The following is an 18,361-nucleotide window of genomic DNA, read 5'->3' on the forward strand; positions in this document are numbered from 1 at the left end:
GCTTATCCCGAAAACGAGGTCGAACGCTTCGGCTTTCCGTCCGCCGCTACCCACGACGGGAACGTCGTATCCAAGCGCGTCGGTCCCGAAAAATCATGCGATGCCCCCTTCACATCGACCGTCCCCGGCGCGTGGATCTGGATATTGCCGTCAGCAATACGGATATAGGCGCCGCCGCTCGTCAGCAAGATCCCCTTCTTGGCCGTGACCGTGACCATATCGGTTGCCGATATCAGCGTCAGCCCCTTCTGCGCCGTCAGTTCGATCACATCCGACTGCGCCTGCACTTGCACGGGCCCCTTTCCGGCAAACAGTTTGATGCCGGCGTTCTGCACGAACAGACTTAGCTTCTCCGTGACGCTTGCGATCAGCGATTTACCTGTCGCCACATGGGTGTTCTGCCCGCTGACGAAGTTGATCTGCTGGTCTGCTGTGATCTGCGTCGACTGCTGGGTGGACAGCGCAATACCCTCCGGACTGGCCGCCAAGAGAATCGGCTTCGCAAAGCCGTTGGCGTTGCCGGTGCCGCCACCGGCAGTACGACCGCCGCTAATCGCTCCTCCCGGCACGCTGTGCTGGGTCGCATCGGTGAACGCCTTCAATGCGTCCTGGCCAGGTTGCAGAGTTTCTGCATTGGCCGCGACACTGGACTGCGACAGGCTCTCGATCAGGGCTTCCGAGCTGACTAGTTGCTCGCTGGCCGGCGTGGCATTCAGCGGCTGGCTCACGGATGTTGGATGGGTCGAGACGAACAGCCCTTGACCCGCGCGGATTGCGCCATACGATTCCGACTTCAAATCAAAGCCCGTCCCAAGGTAAGCGCCACGCGTGTTATCCGTGTGCTGCACCAGATACCCGAGGTGTAATTGGGAATTCGCCGTGCTGCTCAAGAGCTGCACCCGGTTCTGGCCGCTTGAATCGTCCATTACCATCTGGTTGTAACCGCTGCCGCCGTACTCCTTCGAGCGGTAGCCTGACAGCAATCCGTTTGAATGCCACTGCGGCTTGGCTGACCCGTTATACAGCCGCGACACCACGACCGGCCGGTCACAGTCCCCGCCGATGTGGTCGATCAGTACTTCCTCTCCCACCCGCGGCATGTGTACGCCGCCATAGCCGTTGCCCGTATCGGCCTGCGCTACCCGCACCCAGCACGAGGCTTTCTCGTCACCCCCGTTGATGCGGTCCCATACGAACTGCACCTTGATGCGGTTCAGCTCGTCCGTGTAGACCTCCTCACCTTGCGGGCCCACCACGATCGCCGACTCGAGGTGGGTCTTCGGTTTCCGATGCTCGAACGGACTGCGATACGGCACGCCCGTGCGCTGTGCCTCGATCTGCGTCAGGTAGAAGCCCTCCGAGCCGTCCGCGTGCGTCACTTTGAATTCAGTACTACTAGCCCGACTCGCACGCACCTCGTCTACCGTGGCCTGCAGGCTGTGCGGATAGTCCGGGCCCCGGTTGCCCGCGGGCACGTTGTTCGCGATCACCCACGATGTCTCGATCACCGCGAACTCCTTCTGGCTCGCCTGATCCCGGTCGTGGTCCGGGTGGCCACTCAGGATGAAGCGCCGCCCGGCGTCGATCCTCCTCACCCCCCCCACGCCCTCAAACCGTTTGGCCCGCGACTCCCATTCTTCCATCCGGATGCCGGAGAGCTGGTCGCCGCGGTCTTGTTTCGGATACGTGTACGCCCCTGTGTATTCGTATATCTCCGCCTGATCCGGTAACGCGCCCTGATTGGGCATCGTCGGCAAGCTCGCGCCTTTGGGGTTGAACTGCGTCGACGGACTTTTGTAATCGAACGTGCGCGTGGTAAGCGTCGTGCTTTGCAGCGTGCGTGTGCCCGACCACTGCGTGAGCGCGTCCGTCTCGCTGCCGGTACCCGCCCGGTAGAACGATACGGTTTCCGGCGACAGCCCATCGAGCGTCGCGAGCCGGTCGGTGATCACCAGCGTGTGCGATTTGCCGTCCCGCGCCTGCTGCCAGAATCCATACAGGCCTTCCGACTCGAGCAACCTGTGCACGAAGTTCCAGTCAGTTTCGTCCTGACGGCAGTACGAACGCGGGGGCAGCGGTTTCGAGAGGGCGAACTGGAACAGCCCTTGGGCCTGTGGATGGGTGTTGAATACGTCCGTGATGATGTCGTCGGCGGTCTTGTCCTGCCAGATGCGCTGGTCGCGGCGGAACTTCAGAAAGTGCATCCAAGAGGCGAAACCGAGCTGGTAGCTTGTCAGTCCGCTGTTCGAGCCCAAGCGCCGGGCAGTTTGCACGTAGCCGTTGTGGGGCAGGTAGGACTTGTCCGCCTGCTGGATCCATAGCGTGACCGGTTGCGCGATGAGCGTCTTGAGTTCCACGCTGCCACTGGTGGACACCACGTCGACGGTGAATTCGAAGTGACGGCCCAGACGCGAGCGGCCCACCACCCGCTGTGGGACCAGCACGTTCGAGCCCAGCGGTGTGTCCAGCTTGAGCAGGCGGTCACTCTGCGACACGCCACCCGTGATCGTGTTGATTAAGTCCTGCGCCCCCATGCTACCCCGCCTTTCTTATTCAATACGCGCCCCCGCGTTATCGCGGCGATTTTACAAAACATTTCGGGAGAGAATCAATTAATGTTGGATTTAAAATGTTAAATCGATACATATTTTAATTCACGATGAATTAATGCGTTTTGCATTTCGGAAAATGTTTCTTATTTGACTGATTGGCTTGGATTGACAGGAAATATTTGCCAGGGTGGGTCGCCGACAGTATTCAAAAAATGGAGCGGTAGTAGTTCTTCGGTCTTCAGTTGAAGAGCGTAGGTGGTGCGTGTGGGTCGCAACTAACCTGCGACCTATTATCGGTAGCGTTGCGAACGACAAGCTTTCGCGTGCGTTCGAGGTCGTCCCACTCGGCCACCGTTAATGACCGTCGGTTGTTCCAGTTACCCACACAGGGCGCTTCGAGTGTGGCTCACTCATGATGTTTCGGTTCCATTTCTATGTGAAATGCCGCTCCGGCAAAAGCTCAAATAAGCATAAAAGCCGTTGGCATCTTGCCGACGCGAGCGGCCGTATACGACCCGAAGCCGCCTGTCGTTGGGTGCTCTGAGACCGCTTACAGTCGGCTAGGGAGACCGTTGGCTCCTTTTCGCCGCTCAGTTCGTTGGACCAGCGGCTTGTCTTTCGGCGCAGTTGTATGGCAGTCTTAGCGAAATAGCAACGACCGCAACTACGAAAAACAATACCAAATGAAAGGAAACACGTGGTTTTGGAAGGTCCGCCGTCCTAGGCCTTACTTGGACGATTGGTCCCTTTGGAGTAATCGAGAAAGTCGTCTTCTTGAGGTGGTCAAACGCAGCGAGAACGTTGGCACCTAGCGTGCATGCATTCAAAGCCGTTCATGGATGACATAGTTGATTCGCTTGGTTTGATCGCGCGGCACGTATATAGCAATGCGAGATCTATTAAGATTAACGCTAGCAGTAACTGGGTTGACAAGACACCGCAAGTATATTGGGGGACGCCACGTCGAAACGTGGAGTTGACGGATCTCTTGGTCGTTGTGACGCGCCGATTGAACCGTCTGCCAGCGACGCGTTACGCAATTCTTCTTCAGGGAAAATGCGTTGAGCGACCTGATCGCCCGAATGCCGAAAACATGTAAATCCGGCAAAGACTCAACCCTAAAAGAGCGCGATTTGCTTGAGACTAGTTCGGGTGAGATCGAACTCATGAACGGAGCGCATTCGATAGGCAAGTACCATCTCGATGCTGAAGGAATATCAACTCGCGGTATTGGGGACTTCGCTAGATATCTCCTTATCCCAACTCGTAAATCGGCGATTCGGGGAAGGTGGTGTCATCCCCATGTGACCCTATGGCCATCGTCGAGAAGGAGCGTTGACGGTCCGCGTACGCGCTATTCCGAGTTGCTTCTTGACATGGCTGGCCTGACTTCGGTCCAGGTTGAGCCGAAGCTGCGTGCCATCAAGGTTGGAAGCGAATGGGAAAGATTGGTCGACGATCTGTTGCAGTGGGCGCAGACAAGGCCAATGAGCACTCGGTTCTCTGGATTTCCGGTCGCTGTCAGTAGTGAATGGCAATTTACCCGTCAAAAACAACTCGGAATACACCGCGTTTCACGGGTCATTCACAAGTTACAAAGCGCTTTGCCTTCGCAATGGCAAGAGCGACTCACTCGAACTTTAGCCCCTTACGCTGCGTTTGTCGCACGTCCCGGAAGCAAGCACTTCCCGCCAGATCAACAAGGCGATAGAGAACAAACGCCGGATGGCGGGGGGATGCTTATAGTGCACATCGAATTACTTATTTCGGGCGACGATCACGAAGACCAAGCCTAAAGGGACATTTTGAGAACCGACGATTCCAATGGTCCATTTTTAATTCGTCTTGACCATGATAACGATGCGTCGTTGATTGAAGTACTAGCCTTGTCTTGTATTTCCGATCCCTGCGGAATGTCGTTCATCTTCTCACGACTTTCCACGCTATCGCTGTGCGAGGCGCTGCGGGCTAGACTGGAAGTAAAGTGCGAAGATCGAACGAAGTGGCAATTGAAATTCTTCGACTCGCGCACGCTACCGGTCCTGTCCCGTAGCCTTTTCCCCGAACAATTTCAACGTTTCTTTGCCATTGTTTGCGAATGGTTCTATCTCGATCGCGACCTGGCACTGCAGGTAATTGCAGGTAGTGACGAGTTATATGACGCCTACGAAGCGCCGCTCCGTTTGAGCGAACAGCAGGGCGGCTCTTTCGTCGATGCCGCGATGCCTGACGCGATTCTCCATGTGATCAGGACCACCGACGACGATCTGACCGCGGCTTTTGCTCCCAAGGAACTTTATCGCATCGTGTCATCTGCAGTGGCCAACGCAACGGCGGAGGAACGCGACAGCGCTCCCGCGTTAGCGGATCGCGCGCGACGCGCGTTGCTGGATATACTGCCTCAACAGGATAAAGCGTGAAAATCAACGTAGTCGCCGAGGTCGTGCGCTTTGCTGAAATCGGGCTGCTTGCTTCTCTGGAGGAGCGACAAAAAATATGATGGCTATAAAGCTACTCAAACTCAGCCTATTTGCTGGCATCGGCATGTTGGCACTTGCGAGTCTTAACGGCTGTGCTAAGGAACCTTTCGAACTTGAATTAGTTGGCTATGACTATACGGATCGGGCTATTCTCGATTTTTCGGTCAACGGCGCCTCGGGTGGGAACATCTTCCTTAGTACAAAAACGTCTGGTGGCGGCAAATATGCCTGCTGTGTGGTTCTGGATCGCGCGACGAAGACACCGTTCTGGGTGGATGTCGAATATATGCGAGAGGCACTTGTAGCATATCCGTTAGAACAGATCGTTAAGGCCGCCGACACCGTGCGACAAAAAGCGCGTGTCGAGGTCACAGGTGTAATACCGGACAAGCCAGCCTACCTGGAGATTCATTTTTACCCTGACGGCCATATTGAGGGGGCGTTGTCCGGCGATGATGGTCCTTCCTCACCCCGATTGAAGCTTGAGCGCCGCTTGCCCTACTTACGCTAATCGGATCTCCTCCATGCTTGATGATACGCAAATACCTTCGGCAGCAGGTTTAAGGCCGTTGACCCTCGCAGAACGCAGACAGCGTGCGGAGGCGATGTCGTGCCTCGACCCCGTAAAGAAGCCTGGTTCTTTTGATTGCTCGCAAACGATCTGAGTGTCGATTTTCTTCGACGAAACGGGTAATAATCGTTTCAACGATACGGCCAAGCTTAAGCACAGCGGGACTCGGCTTCACCCCGGGCGGAGAGGCACGCCTGAATAAGGCTCGCGCTGATTTTGACAAACTGGTGGCTAAGGCGAAGGCGCGAGCCAAAAATCCGACGCAGCCGATTCGAATGATCAATCTCGCGCTTATCGGATTTTCCCGCGGCGCTGCTACTGCGCGTGCTTTTGCCCTGCGAGTCGCAGCGGACTGCCGTGAGAAGGCTGGCAGCCTGTCCCTTGGCAAGCTTGACCCGTCGTCCCGCGAGCTGACAATAGTCGAGCGATACACCTCTGTCAATGCTTAGGTGTATCGAGCGTTTCGAGATATTCTTTGACGCGCGCTAACCAATCCGTCACGACGGCTAGAACAATGAAATTCTTTTTCTCTTGTCTGCGCTCCGCGATCCTGGGTCTCGTCGGACTGATTTTTCTATTCATAGGTCTACTCTGCATCGGCGATGCAATCACGCTGCTGCAGGCGCGCAGTTGGCCTGTGGTTGCAGCGCATCTAGACGAATGCACTGCTCAGCTTCGCTATGGGAAATCGGATGCTTCATGGCAGCTGACGGCTGAATTCAGTTATGGACCAAGACTCGCCCAGCATTTCGAAGACGTCTGGACACCCGATGACTCTCCGACCTACACCAAATCGCAAGCCCCGCTGATCAGCGCGGGCGAAGCATCGGCGATCACCAAGCGTTTCTGCGACAGGCAAGGGGCAGCGACGCTGCGCGTGTCGACGACCGATCCGTCGCGTGCACGCAGAAGCGAGGCAGTCGATGCGGGCGACTGGAAAGGGGACCTCGGTGGCGGATTGATCAGCATGCTCATGGGCGGCGCCATGTGCGCGATTGGCTGGACTCTCTTTCCCCGTCAGCCCAAACCCGGGAAGACAATGCGAGCAAGAGCGCGACTCAGGGAAGCTGCGCCGCGCAAGACCAGAACGCGATGATCTACCGTCAACGCTTAAACATTCCGCGGCACATCACTTTGTCGCCACCACACACCTAAAACTACCAGCCACCCTCCGATCCCCACGCCCGTCATACCCCGCCACCTGAGGATAAACACAAAGCCGCCTCTCAAACCGCACTCCCGCCACCGGCTTATCATCCACATACTTCGTCGACACAAACTCAGCCGGCGCCTTTCCATCCTCCACCCACCCCTGCAGTGCACTCACCACATCCCGCTGCCGATTCAACACCGTAGGCGGCAACTGCCCCCCAATCGTCCCGGGCCCAGGCCCACCACCGCAATGACTCATTCCTGGCACCATCGCCAGCCGGAAAAACCGCTGCGCATTCGGCACGCTTCCTTCACGCGCTGCCACTGCGTCAAAGAATTCAATTGGCAAGGTTTGCGCGTTCAATGAATCAGCCCATCCCTGCGTCATGATCAACTTGCCGCCACGCGCCTTGAAGCGTGAGAGATCCGTGTGCATAGCATCGCTGATGGGCGCGAGCTTTGCATCGACGCGATCTGCATCGGCACCGAAATCAAACGTCGTCCAGTCCCAATCAGGATTGTCGAACACAGTATTCGCGACCAGCGGTTGCGCATAGTTCGGCACTAGCGCACCCTGAATCAGGTTCCACTGACTCTCACTGCCTCGCGCAAACCCAGGATAAAGCTGCTTCCCATCGCGAGAATCAAGCACCGGCGAATACAGCCGCTCGGCTTCATGGACCTGCGCCGCGCTCAAACATCGCGCGGGGTCATCACCGCTTTTGCACTGCAACTGCGCCGGTTCGAAATGACACGCCAATGGGTTGTCCAGAAAACCGTCCTCGACTGCCGCATCGCCCCCGCAATTCTTGAGCACGGCACGATTGAGCAGCGTAAGCGCCGCCGGCGTCAGCTTCGCTTCAGGCTGCTGCGCGGGCAGCCTGGCGCCCCACAGAAAGCTCTCCATCAGATGGCTATAGCCCATGCCCGGCGACCCAGCATGCACGCCGTCATAGTCATCCGGAAAGTATTCGACTTCTTCCATGGCTTCCGCGCCGCCCGTCGAGCAGCCGCTGTAGTAAGCGTGCTTCGCGCTCTGACCGTAGTAAGCACGGGTGATCGCCTTCGCCGCGACTGTCATCAGGTGAATCGATGTGTGACCCCAATCGCGTAACTGTACGGGGTTGCGGGCCCATTCGAGACGCTGACCGATCGCGCCTTGCGCGCCGCCCTTGTGGCCGGTATCGGTATTGGCCGCGACAAAGCCACGCGCTACAGCGGGCGCCAGTTCGCTGTACACGATCGAACCGCCAAAGCCGCCCGACCCCACGCCGAGCAAACGTCCGTTCCAGCCATCGAGTGGCAGCCACACTTCAATCCCTACCTGTTCGGTGGGTTCGGTGCTCACCGTCGCGACGACGCGGCACACTTTCACCGATGTCGTCACAGGCTTGCCGTCCGGATCCTTGAAGACGCTGCCCGCCGGGATGACTTGTGCGGACTCGATTCGCGTGTCCTTGATGTTGGTTTGCTGGAGCGCACTGCAGTTTGAAGCCTGCTGCGATTCGGCGGCACGCGCTGCGCTAAAACCCGAGGCTGAATAACACACCACTGCCGCCGCGACCATTCCGGCAACTTGCAAGGACCGCTTCTTCCATCGCGCAGAAATCTCAACCGCCTGACCGCTATGACTCACCATCCTGTCTCCTCCGTGTTATCTGCCTAAGTTAATAAGCATTCGGTGTGGCGTACGCGAGATCCATAGCGCTCGCATCTAGTCCTTAGCAGGAACCTCAAGATCCAGCAACGCCGAACTAACCGACTTCCCATGCGCATCGATCGCAAGCGAACGCGTCACACCGCCGCCAAGCGCTTCCTTCAGCACGAAGTTCATCGCACCGATTAACGGCAGTTCATAGCGAATCACCTCACCGCGCACCACGTCGCCCAGATGCGCCTTCACCCGTTCTGGCGTGACGTGCTGAAGCAGATGTCCATAGTCACGCCCGTCATAACAGATCACGGATACGTTCAGCGTGTTGCCTTTGTCGCCGGTGCGCGAGTGCGCAAGTTCTCGCAGTTTCATATCAAACCTCCACGATCGTGTATGTCGGCTGCACCAGATCTCGCGGCAGCAGGACCGATTGCACAGCGACCACCTCACGTGTGCTTTTGGTCACGCCGCCACCGCCCGCCGGTCCGTTCGTGTAGAGCGTCTCCACTTCGTTGCAGACACGAATTGCCTCGGCCTTCGAAGCCGTCCGTCCCGCTACACGTGCTCGCACTTCATACGGTTCTGCGCTGCCACTACCAAGCGACGAGCCATAAAGCGAGTCCACACCAATCAGATCGAAGCGCAATTCGCTCAAATCGACACCGGTCATCATCAGCCGTTCGCGCACAATCTCAAGCGCGAGCCGGCCACGGGCTAATGCGCCTGGGCCACCGTAGGAAATCTGCCCCTCACCGATATACCCATCCACGTACGCCACCGAAACCTTGAGCGTCGGTGTGCGCGGCGTCCCACGTCCGCCCGTCACACGCACGCGGTCCTTCGCCTGCTCCACAACCCGCACCTGCGCAAAGTCCGCCACTACGTCAGGCTGCAGATAACGGCTCGGATCATGGATCTCATAGAGCAACTGTTCCTTGCAGGTCGCCTCCGTTACGAAGCCTCCGGCGTGAGCGACCTTGGTGATAACCACCGAGCCATCCGCCGAAACCTCACCAATCGGAAAACCCAGGCGCGCGAGACCGGCAACATCCTTGAACCCAGGATCAGCAAAGTACCCACCGGTGATCTGCCCGGCGCACTCCATCAGATGTCCGACTACCGTCGCTTGCCCGAGTCGATCCCAATCATCGAAGGCCCAACCAAACTCGTGAATCAACGGCGCGGTGAACAACGAGGGATCAGCTGCACGTCCAGTCAGCACAACATCCGCTCCGGCGTCTAACGCAGCCACGATCGGCGCAGCGCCAAGGTAAGCGTTAGCCGACACGATGCGCTCGTCGAAGTCCGCAACTGCGTCCCCCGATTCTTCAAAGCGGTAGGCACCACTGCGCACAACATCAAGCACATCGTCGCCTGTAACCGCAGCGATCTTCAGACCGCCAAGCCCCAGTTCACGAGCAATCGCCGCCGTCTTGCGCGCCGCCGCGAGCGGATTCGCCGCCCCCATATTGGAGACGATGCGCACACCGTTACGCCTCGCCAACGGCAACACCGCATGCATGCGCGCCTCGAGCAGCGGGTCATACCCACTCTCAGGATCCTGTCGCCGCGCCTGCTGTGCCAACGCAATGGTCCGCTCCGCAAGACACTCGAACACGAGATAGTCGAGCGCACCGTGCGTCGCAAGCTCCACTGCCGGCTCGATACGGTCACCTGAATAACCGGCACCAGCACCAAGGCGAACCACCCGTGAAGAATCCACTGTATTCATCGCAGCTCAACCAGATCAAAGGGGAAAAATGCCCAACACAACGCACGCAATCGTCATCACGATCGACGCACCGAACAGGAGTGGAAACGTGAATTTCTGGTGATCGGCGAGATCGATGCCAGTCAGCCCGCACACAAGAAAAGTCGCGGGCGTCAAAGGGCTAACCGGGAACCCAGTGGTCATCTGACCCAGCAATGCTGCCTGGCCGATCTTCACCGCTGGCACTCCAAGCTGACCTGCAACCTCAGCAATTACAGGCAGCACGCCGAAATAGAAAGAGTCGGGATCGAACAGCAGGCTGAGCGGCATCGAAACCAGACCGAGCACGACGGGAATATGCGAGGCCATCGTCGCCGGCACGAACCCCACAGCGGTTTGCGCCATCGCCTTGAGCATGCCGCTGCCTTGCATTACACCGGTGAACACCCCAGCCGCGAGCAGAATCCCGGCCATCATCAACGCCGCGCGTGCATGAGCATCGATCCGTTGACGTTGCATATCGACGTTCGGATAGTTCACGAGCAACGCTACGCACAGTCCCACCATGAACACGAGCGCGGGGGGCACTTTCTCCCCCATCACGACCATCGAACCCAACACGATGATGGTCAGCACGATGTTGAACCAGAAGTTGCGCGGTCTGCGCAGCGCCTGCTGTTCTTCGGTGAGTTCGCGCTGCGGCATAGGGACACTGCCGGCGGCAGCCGTCAGTCCGAGCCGCCGTTCTTCACGTAGCCCAAGCCAGAACGCCATCCCGAAGACAAACACGAGGCCGATGATCTGCACCGGAATCAGCGGATTGAACAGTTCGGAGATAGGCAAATGCAGCGACGCGGACGCGCGAATCATCGGCCCGGTCCATGGTAGAAAATTGATGCCCGCCGCCATCGACGCCGCCGCGGCCAGCACGCGCCGATCCATGTTCAGGCGGTCATAGAGCGGCAGCATCGCGGGAATCGTCACAAGAAAACACACCGCACCCGAACCATCGAGGTGAATCAGCAGTGCCAGCAGCGTCGTGCCCATGACGATGCGCGTCGGCCGCGTACCGACCGTTCGCAGGATGCGATCGATGATCGGATCGAGCGTCCCCGCATCCGTGATCGTGCCGAAATAAAGAATCGCGAACACGAACATGCCGACGACAGGCGCGAGGCTCTTCAACCCGTCGATCACAAACTTGCTGGTTTGCAGCCCGAAGCCGCCAATCAGCGATGCGGCGATTGGCACGATGATCAGCGCGACCAGCGGCGACATACGTTTGGAAAGGATCGCCGCGAGCAATACGACGATGGTGGCCAGACCCAGTAATGGCAACACGTGTTTGTCTCCGATCTTGTCTTTTAGTGTCGACAAGCGTAGGTTGCACGCATGAATAGAGCAATTGAAATGATTTGATTGCAGCAATCACACTTCGTAATGGATCTGAACCTTCGCGAAATCCGCGCTTTTATCGCCGTTGCTGAAGCCGGTAGCTTCACGCGAGCCGCCGTGCGCTTGCATTTGTCTCAACCGGCGTTGACGGTGCAGATCCGTCGGCTCGAGGAAACGCTGGGCGCACGTCTCTTCGACCGCAACAGCCGGAACGTCGCGCTGACGCCGGTCGGCAGGGAACTGCTCCCCGTTTTACAGAAGTCGTTGCGGGAGATGGAGCATGTTCTTCTCGACGCACGCGCCTTGAGCGATGGCTCAACCGGTGCGGTCCGCATCGCCTGCTTGCCGTCGTTCGCGACCAGTCTGCTGCCGGATCTCGTGCGCGATTTCAGACAACAGGTGCCGGGCGCGGCATTCGATATTCGCGACGTGGTCGCGAGCGTCGTCAATCGTCTGGTGCGCAGCGAGGAGGCCGATCTGGGTTTGACGGGCGGCGAGGTGGTTGATCCATCGCTCGAGGTGCTTCATGCGGGCGAGGATCGGTTGTGCATCGTTTGTCCGCTCGACCATCCGCTTGCGAAGAAGCGGCGCATCACGCTCGAGAGCCTCGCAGGCTATCCGCTGGTGCTAACCGCTGCGGGCACGAGTGTGCGAGCTGTCGTCGATGCCGCGTTCGAGCAGGCGGGCGTTGCCCCCGTGCTCACCTGCGAGCCCATGTACATGATGACTGCCGTGGCGATGGTACGTGCAGGTCTAGGACTGACGATTCTGCCTGGTTCGGCCCGCGAGATTCTTGCGGAGAAGAGCGTCGTGGCGCGCGCCATCGACGATCCTCGTTTTGTTCGCCCCATCGCGCTCGTCAAGAAACGCGGCCGAACCTTGCCGCCGATAACGGAGGCGTTCGTGGCCGCGATCGCGTCGGCGGTAGAAGGGACGCGCAAAGGCAAAGGTAGGTAGCAGGAAGCGAGTTATCCACACTCGCGTTTGGACAACACGGGGATAAGGCCCCTAACTTCCTGTGGGTCGAACCTTGATAAAACGCTGGCCCGTCACAGCGAGGCAAAAGTTGTCCCTGGCTTAGACGGCCTGTTCACGAACCGCCCGTAGGGTTATGGAATCCGTAGCGCCTTGATCTGCCAGTGAAGATTGGCGTTATCCACAGAAAGCGACCGGCCTTGTTAACTATTACTACGTATATATATGTATACAGTGAAAGACATAGAACGCACACACACCGCGTTGCATCGCCTCCGCGCAAAAGCGCGGCAGACAGGCTCACTTTCAACGTCTTCAGCAACATCAGGCCAAAGGCAGGCAGATCTCCGTCAGCAACTCAGAGGGCGCCGTGTCTTTAGGATTGTTCAGATACTCCTCAAAGACAGGCGCATCGGCCGCCTCATGTTCCGATTGCACGAGCCATTCGCCATATAGCCATTGATAGGCCGCGGCCATATCGGCATATGGTCCTTTGTGCTGCAACACCGCATACCGTCCGCCGCGCACGTGCGTCGATGAAACCGGCGCCGCTACCTCAACCGCATCCGGCAGCACCACGCCGGCCTTCGACCGCAACTCCGCTTCGGCCACGATCCCTGGATCGTCATAGTAAATCCCGATCATCCGCATCTCAGGCGAAAGCAGGTTTCGCGCAGCAAGCCATCCGATCAGTGCATCGAAAGCCTTACCGATCTGCATATACGAGCCGACATGATCGATCGTCAAAACCTGCATGGCGGGCACATCCCGAATCACCACTTCACGCATCACCATTTCATCGTCTCCTGATTGCGCCGGCCGAAACCGGCTATGTGTGCCTTGCTTGCGATATTGCGCCGGCGGCATGCCGAACACCGTCCGAAACGTCCGTGAAAACGACTGCAGACTGCTGTACCCGGAGCGCTCCGCAATCTCTGCAATCGGTAGCGAGCCATTCGCCAGATATCCCGCCGCGCGATGTAGCCGCAACCTGCGCACCGTCGATGCCACGGTTTCACCATGCATCGCCTGATAGATCCGATGCCAGTGGTAGGGCGACAGGCAGGCGATCTCCGCCAGCCTGTCGATATCGAGCGGCTCGTCGAGGTGATCGTAAATATGGTCGAGCACGCGGTTCAAACGCGCTTCGTAGCGTGCCCTGTGACTGAGGTCGTTCATGGTGGTAGCGAAGAGAGCAGGCGTTGAGTACGAACCAAAGTACCACGCCGCGATTTACCAAATCCTGCGGATTTTGCGGAGGAGTCCAGGAAAAATTTGACCGCATTCGGTGTTGCGATGCAGCAAAAATCCCTCAGCCAACGTAAAATTCGCAACGTCTTTCCCGTTATCGATCTTTGCCGACCTCTGATAACGGCTCGATTAATGGCCTACTACCATCGCCTGAGGCCTGTCCGCTCAGGCAGAGCATGTGCAGCACGTGCGGCGCGCCATTCGAAGCATGTGACGGATCAACCCGCTGCGCGAGCAGCGGCGACGGAGTCGTAGAGATGAGTTATAGGGAAGTCATCGGCAGTCGTACCTACCTGTTTGCCGATCTGAAAACGCTGATGGCAAAGGCGAGCCCGCTGCGTTCGGGCGACCAGCTCGCGGGCGTTGCCGCGGCCAGCGAGGAAGAACGCGTCGCGGCCAAGATGGCGCTTGCCCAGGTGCCCTTGCGCACCTTCCTCAATGAGGCGCTGATTCCCTACGAAAGCGACGAAGTCACACGCCTCGTGATCGATGATCACTCGCCCGAAGCCTTCGCCGAAATCGCCCATCTGACGGTAGGCGATTTCCGCAACTGGCTGTTGAGCAGTGAGACGGATGCCGTCGCGCTGACTCAAATCGCAGCAGGACTGACGCCAGAGATGGTCGCCGCGGTGTCGAAGCTGATGCGCAACCAGGATCTGATTGCCGCGGCGCGCAAGCGTCCGGTGGTCACGCGGTTTCGCAATACGGTGGGCTTGCCGGGTCATATGTCGGTGCGTCTGCAACCGAATCATCCGACCGACGACGTCAAGGGCATCGCCGCTTCGATGCTCGATGGCCTGATGTACGGCTGCGGCGACGCGATGATCGGGATCAACCCGGCCACCGACAGTCTTGCTGCGATTACCACGTTGCTGCTGATGATCGACGACTTCCGGCAGCGTTACCAGGTGCCGACGCAATCCTGTGTGCTGACTCACGTCACCAATACGATCGCCGCTATCGAGAAAGGCGCGCCAGTCGATCTGGTGTTCCAGTCGATTGCGGGCACAGAGAAAGCCAACGCCGGTTTCGGCATTTCGCTCGCACTGCTGCAGGATGCCTACGAGGCAGCGCTTTCGCTGAATCGCGGCACGGTCGGCAACAACGTAATGTATTTCGAAACCGGGCAGGGCAGCGCGCTCTCGGCGAACGCACATCATGGCGTCGACCAGCAGACCTGCGAAGTGCGCGCCTATGCGGTGGCACGCAAGTTCAATCCGTTCCTCGTCAATACGGTGGTCGGCTTTATTGGTCCGGAGTATCTGTACGACGGCAAGCAGATCACGCGCGCCGGTCTCGAAGATCACTTCTGCGGCAAACTGCTCGGCGTGCCGATGGGTTGCGACATCTGCTATACGAATCACGCGGAAGCAGATCAGGACGATATGGACAACCTGCTGACGCTTCTTGGCGCCGCCGGCATCAACTTCATCATGGGCGTACCCGGCGCGGACGATGTAATGCTGAACTATCAGAGCACGTCATTCCACGACGCGTTATACGTGCGTGAAATCCTGGGCCTAAGACGCGCGCCTGAATTCGAAGAATGGCTGGAGTCGATGCGGATTACCGATACGCGCGGCATTCTGCTCAACGGAGCCACCCGGCAGCCCTTGCTCGAAAGCGCGCATGAATGGATGGGGATCGCATGAGCAAGGATTTCCTCGAAAAGAACCCATGGAACGCGTTGCGTCAGTTCACCAATGCGCGCATCGCCTTGGGCCGTGCGGGCAACAGCTTGCCGACCGCGCCGCTGCTCGCGTTCAATCTGTCGCATGCTCAAGCTCGGGACGCGGTGCATCAGCCGCTGGATGCGGAGTCGCTGCACGAGCAGTTACGCGCCAATGGTTTCACGACGCTCGACGTGCATAGCGCGGCGCCGGACCGGCAACACTATTTGCGCCGTCCGGACCTGGGCCGGCGTTTGTCGGACGAGAGTCGAGAGGTGCTTAAGCAGGTTGCGGTGGAACCGCCCGAAGTGGTGTTCGTGATCGCCGATGGCTTGTCGGCCTTCGCCGCCGCGAAGCAGTCGATCCCGCTATTGCAGGCGGTATGTTCAAAGCTGGGTGACTGGAAGATCGGACCGGTTGTGATCGCGCGGCAGGGGAGGGTGGCGCTTGGCGACGAGATCGGCGAACTGCTCGGCACCAGGCTCGTCGTGATGCTGATTGGCGAGCGTCCAGGTTTGAGTTCGCCGGATAGCCTCGGCATCTATCTGACGTATGCGCCTAAAGTGGGCTGCAGCGACGCGCAGCGCAATTGCATTTCGAATGTACGTCCCGAGGGATTGAGCTATGCGGGCGCGGCGCACAAGCTGCACTATCTGCTGACGCATGCGCGCCGACTGGGCTTGACTGGCGTAGGTCTAAAGGACGATAGCGACGCACTGCTTGAAGCGCCGCCGGCAACGGCCGATATCGCGTTGACATCCGAAAGCGAGTAGTAGGCGCGATGCAATTGCCTTACGCATCCGCCCGTTCAACCGGATGCGTTTCCAGCCATGCATTCTCATCGTCCTCGAAGAGCCGCGAGCGCGTCAGAAACCGCATCCCCGTGGGCCGCTCAAGCGAAAACATCCCACCATTGCCCGGCACGACGTCGATGATCAACTGCGTATGCTGCCAATACTCGAATTGCGATTCGCTCATATAGAACGGCACGCCCGCGATCGTGCCGAGTTTCACATCGGATGAGCCGACCATAAACTCTCCCGCCGGAAAACACATCGGCGCGCTACCGTCGCAACATCCTCCGGACTGGTGAAACAACACCGGCCCGTGCTCGGCCCGCAGCTTCTCAATCAACTCCACCGCTGCCGGCGTCACGATCACGCGTTCCACTTCCTTGTCGGCCATAACATTCCTCGCTGAAGAAAAGAAAGCGAGCCGCACGATGCGGCCCGCTCACAAGGAACGTCTTGCTCAGAAGAAGCCGAGCGGCTTGTCGCTGTAGCTGACGAGGAGATTCTTCGTTTGCTGATAGTGATCGAGCATCATCTTGTGATTTTCACGGCCGATGCCCGATTGCTTGTAGCCGCCGAACGCCGCATGCGCCGGATACGCGTGATAGCAGTTGGTCCACACGCGCCCCGCCTGAATCCCGCGTCCCATGCGGAAAGCGCGCGAACCGTCGCGGCTCCACACGCCGGCGCCGAGACCGTACAGAGTGTCGTTCGCAATCTCCAACGCTTCGTCTTCGTTCTTGAAGGTCGTCACCGACACCACCGGCCCGAAGATTTCTTCCTGGAAAATACGCATCTTGTTCTGGCCGCGGAATACCGTCGGCTTCACGTAGTAGCCTTTCTTCAGCTCACCGTCGAGTGCATTGCGCTCGCCGCCGATCAGGCATTCCGCGCCTTCCTGCTTGCCAAGATCGATGTACGAGAGGATCTTTTCGAGCTGCTCCTGCGAAGCTTGCGCGCCGATCATGGTCTTGCTGTCGAGCGGGTGCCCTTGCGTGATTGCGGCAACACGCTTGAGCGCACGTTCCATAAAGCGGTCGTAGATCTTTTCGTCGATCAGCACGCGCGACGGACAGGTACAGACTTCACCCTGGTTCAGCGCGAACATCGTGAAGCCTTCGAGCGCCTTGTCGAAGAAGCTGTCGTCGTGATCCATCACGTCGGCGAAGAAAATATTCGGACTCTTGCCGCCGAGCTCCAGCGTAACCGGGATGATGTTCTGACTCGCGTATTGCATGATCAGGCGGCCAGTGGTCGTCTCGCCGGTGAAGGCAATCTTGGCAATGCGCTTGTTCGACGCGAGCGGCTTGCCTGCCTCGAGACCGAAGCCGTTGACGACGTTGATGACGCCTGCCGGCAGCAGATCCTGAATCAGTTCGAGCAGCACAAGGATCGAAGCGGGCGTTTGCTCTGCCGGCTTCAGTACGACGCAATTGCCGGCTGCTAGCGCCGGAGCGAGCTTCCACACCGCCATCAGGATCGGGAAGTTCCACGGGATGATCTGCCCCACCACGCCGAGCGGTTCGTGGAAGTGGTAGGCCATGGTTTCGCTGTCGATCTCGGAGATCGAGCCTTCCTGGGCGCGCACGCAGCTTGCGAAGTAGCGGAAGTGATCGATGGCAAGCGGGATATCCGCGGCCATCGATTCGCGTAGCGGCTTGCCGTTATCGATCGTCTCTGCGACGGCGATACGCTGCAGGTTCGCTTCCATGCGATCGGCGATGCGGTTGAGGATGTTGGCGCGATCGGTCGTCGAGGTCTTGCCCCATGCGACTTTGGCGCGGTGCGCGGCATCGAGCGCGAGTTCGATATCGGCTTCGCGCGAACGCGGAATCGAAGTGAACGGTTCACCTGTAATGGGCGAGATATTGTCGAAGTACTCGCCGCCAACCGGCTTCACCCATTCACCGCCGATAAAGTTCTGATACTGCTTTTTGTACGGGAATTCGGTGGTCAGAAACTGCATTTCTGCGTGGTTCATCTGTGCGCTCCTCACATGTTCGAATGGTGGAATACCCGGCGCGGCGATCCGCTTGCCGCCCGTCGAATACGCCAGAAGCGTGCCAACGCATGTGACCGGGGACTCAGCGTGGTCCGGTGGACACCATTGACGTACCTCGCCGTTGAAACTGTTCAATGTGTTCAGCGTAGCGCGAGCT

General features: G+C 58.6%; 15 protein-coding genes. 6 read left to right on the top strand and 9 right to left on the bottom strand.

Translation table 11 applies throughout. The annotated features are described in order from the left end of the window. Positions 1-2: 2 nt before the first annotated feature. Complete coding sequence (locus P3T24_RS17460; protein WP_429436359.1) at positions 3-2,534, bottom strand: type VI secretion system Vgr family protein; 2,532 nt, start codon at positions 2,532-2,534, stop codon at positions 3-5. Between the two features lie 1,079 nt (positions 2,535-3,613). On the opposite strand from P3T24_RS17460, the gene P3T24_RS17465 reads away from it, so the two are divergent. The 3 genes from P3T24_RS17465 to P3T24_RS17475 all read left to right on the top strand — a co-directional run bounded on the left by P3T24_RS17465 (position 3,614) and on the right by P3T24_RS17475 (position 5,543). Then, positions 3,614-4,348 carry a hypothetical protein gene (locus P3T24_RS17465; protein WP_429436362.1) on the top strand — a complete coding sequence of 245 codons (735 nt, stop codon included), beginning with the start codon at positions 3,614-3,616 and terminating at the stop codon, positions 4,346-4,348. 9 nt (positions 4,349-4,357) lie between these two features. Continuing rightward, on the top strand, positions 4,358-4,972 hold the full coding sequence (locus P3T24_RS17470) for a DUF4123 domain-containing protein (protein ID WP_429436364.1): 615 nt from the start codon (positions 4,358-4,360) through the stop codon (positions 4,970-4,972). A 76-nt stretch (positions 4,973-5,048) separates the two neighbouring features. Next, the gene (locus P3T24_RS17475) at positions 5,049-5,543 is read left to right on the top strand and encodes a DUF3304 domain-containing protein (protein ID WP_429406670.1); all 495 of its coding nucleotides are present in this window, start codon (positions 5,049-5,051) and stop codon (positions 5,541-5,543) included. A gap of 843 nt (positions 5,544-6,386) precedes the next feature. On the opposite strand, the gene P3T24_RS17480 is transcribed toward P3T24_RS17475, so the two are convergent. From P3T24_RS17480 to P3T24_RS17500, 5 genes are all read right to left on the bottom strand, one after another. Beyond that, entirely contained in the window at positions 6,387-6,578 is a 192-nt protein-coding gene (locus P3T24_RS17480; protein ID WP_429436367.1) for a hypothetical protein, read from the bottom strand. 154 nt (positions 6,579-6,732) lie between these two features. Continuing rightward, positions 6,733-8,337: a tannase/feruloyl esterase family alpha/beta hydrolase gene (locus P3T24_RS17485; protein ID WP_429436370.1), complete on the bottom strand. Its 1,605-nt coding sequence runs from the start codon at positions 8,335-8,337 to the stop codon at positions 6,733-6,735. 132 nt (positions 8,338-8,469) lie between these two features. After that, the gene (locus tag P3T24_RS17490) at positions 8,470-8,781 is read right to left on the bottom strand and encodes an AtuA-related protein (RefSeq protein WP_074263007.1); all 312 of its coding nucleotides are present in this window, start codon (positions 8,779-8,781) and stop codon (positions 8,470-8,472) included. A gap of 1 nt (position 8,782) precedes the next feature. Next, the gene (locus P3T24_RS17495) at positions 8,783-10,141 is read right to left on the bottom strand and encodes an acyclic terpene utilization AtuA family protein (protein ID WP_429436373.1); all 1,359 of its coding nucleotides are present in this window, start codon (positions 10,139-10,141) and stop codon (positions 8,783-8,785) included. A 15-nt stretch (positions 10,142-10,156) separates the two neighbouring features. Continuing rightward, a complete protein-coding gene (locus P3T24_RS17500; protein WP_429436376.1) occupies positions 10,157-11,461 on the bottom strand; it encodes a CitMHS family transporter in 1,305 nt (434 codons plus the stop codon). 99 nt (positions 11,462-11,560) lie between these two features. Between P3T24_RS17500 and P3T24_RS17505 the strand changes: the two genes are divergently transcribed. Further along, positions 11,561-12,472 carry a LysR family transcriptional regulator gene (locus tag P3T24_RS17505; protein WP_429436379.1) on the top strand — a complete coding sequence of 304 codons (912 nt, stop codon included), beginning with the start codon at positions 11,561-11,563 and terminating at the stop codon, positions 12,470-12,472. Positions 12,473-12,814: 342 nt separating this feature from the next. Here the strand turns inward: P3T24_RS17505 and P3T24_RS17510 are convergent, their stop codons facing one another. Beyond that, positions 12,815-13,669 (bottom strand): AraC family transcriptional regulator, encoded by an 855-nt coding sequence (locus P3T24_RS17510; RefSeq protein ID WP_429406682.1) that lies wholly within the window; start codon positions 13,667-13,669, stop codon positions 12,815-12,817. 329 nt (positions 13,670-13,998) lie between these two features. On the opposite strand from P3T24_RS17510, the gene P3T24_RS17515 reads away from it, so the two are divergent. Together P3T24_RS17515 and eutC are read left to right on the top strand one after the other, a co-directional pair. Beyond that, positions 13,999-15,393, top strand: coding sequence for an ethanolamine ammonia-lyase subunit EutB (locus tag P3T24_RS17515; RefSeq protein ID WP_429436381.1), 1,395 nt, complete (start codon positions 13,999-14,001; stop codon positions 15,391-15,393). Next, positions 15,390-16,184 carry an ethanolamine ammonia-lyase subunit EutC gene (gene eutC / locus P3T24_RS17520; RefSeq protein ID WP_429436383.1) on the top strand — a complete coding sequence of 265 codons (795 nt, stop codon included), beginning with the start codon at positions 15,390-15,392 and terminating at the stop codon, positions 16,182-16,184. Before P3T24_RS17515 ends, eutC begins: the two co-directional genes overlap by 4 nt. Positions 16,185-16,203: 19 nt before the next feature. Here eutC and P3T24_RS17525 read toward each other — a convergent pair whose 3' ends face one another. Together P3T24_RS17525 and adh are read right to left on the bottom strand one after the other, a co-directional pair. Then, positions 16,204-16,596: a DUF779 domain-containing protein gene (locus tag P3T24_RS17525; RefSeq protein WP_429436386.1), complete on the bottom strand. Its 393-nt coding sequence runs from the start codon at positions 16,594-16,596 to the stop codon at positions 16,204-16,206. Between the two features lie 66 nt (positions 16,597-16,662). Next, entirely contained in the window at positions 16,663-18,183 is a 1,521-nt protein-coding gene (gene adh, locus P3T24_RS17530; protein WP_074263015.1) for an aldehyde dehydrogenase, read from the bottom strand. Positions 18,184-18,361: the final 178 nt, after the last annotated feature.

Source organism: Paraburkholderia sp. GAS33 (assembly GCF_050436645.1).
In the GTDB taxonomy this organism is placed as follows: Bacteria; Pseudomonadota; Gammaproteobacteria; order Burkholderiales; family Burkholderiaceae; genus Paraburkholderia; species Paraburkholderia phenazinium_B.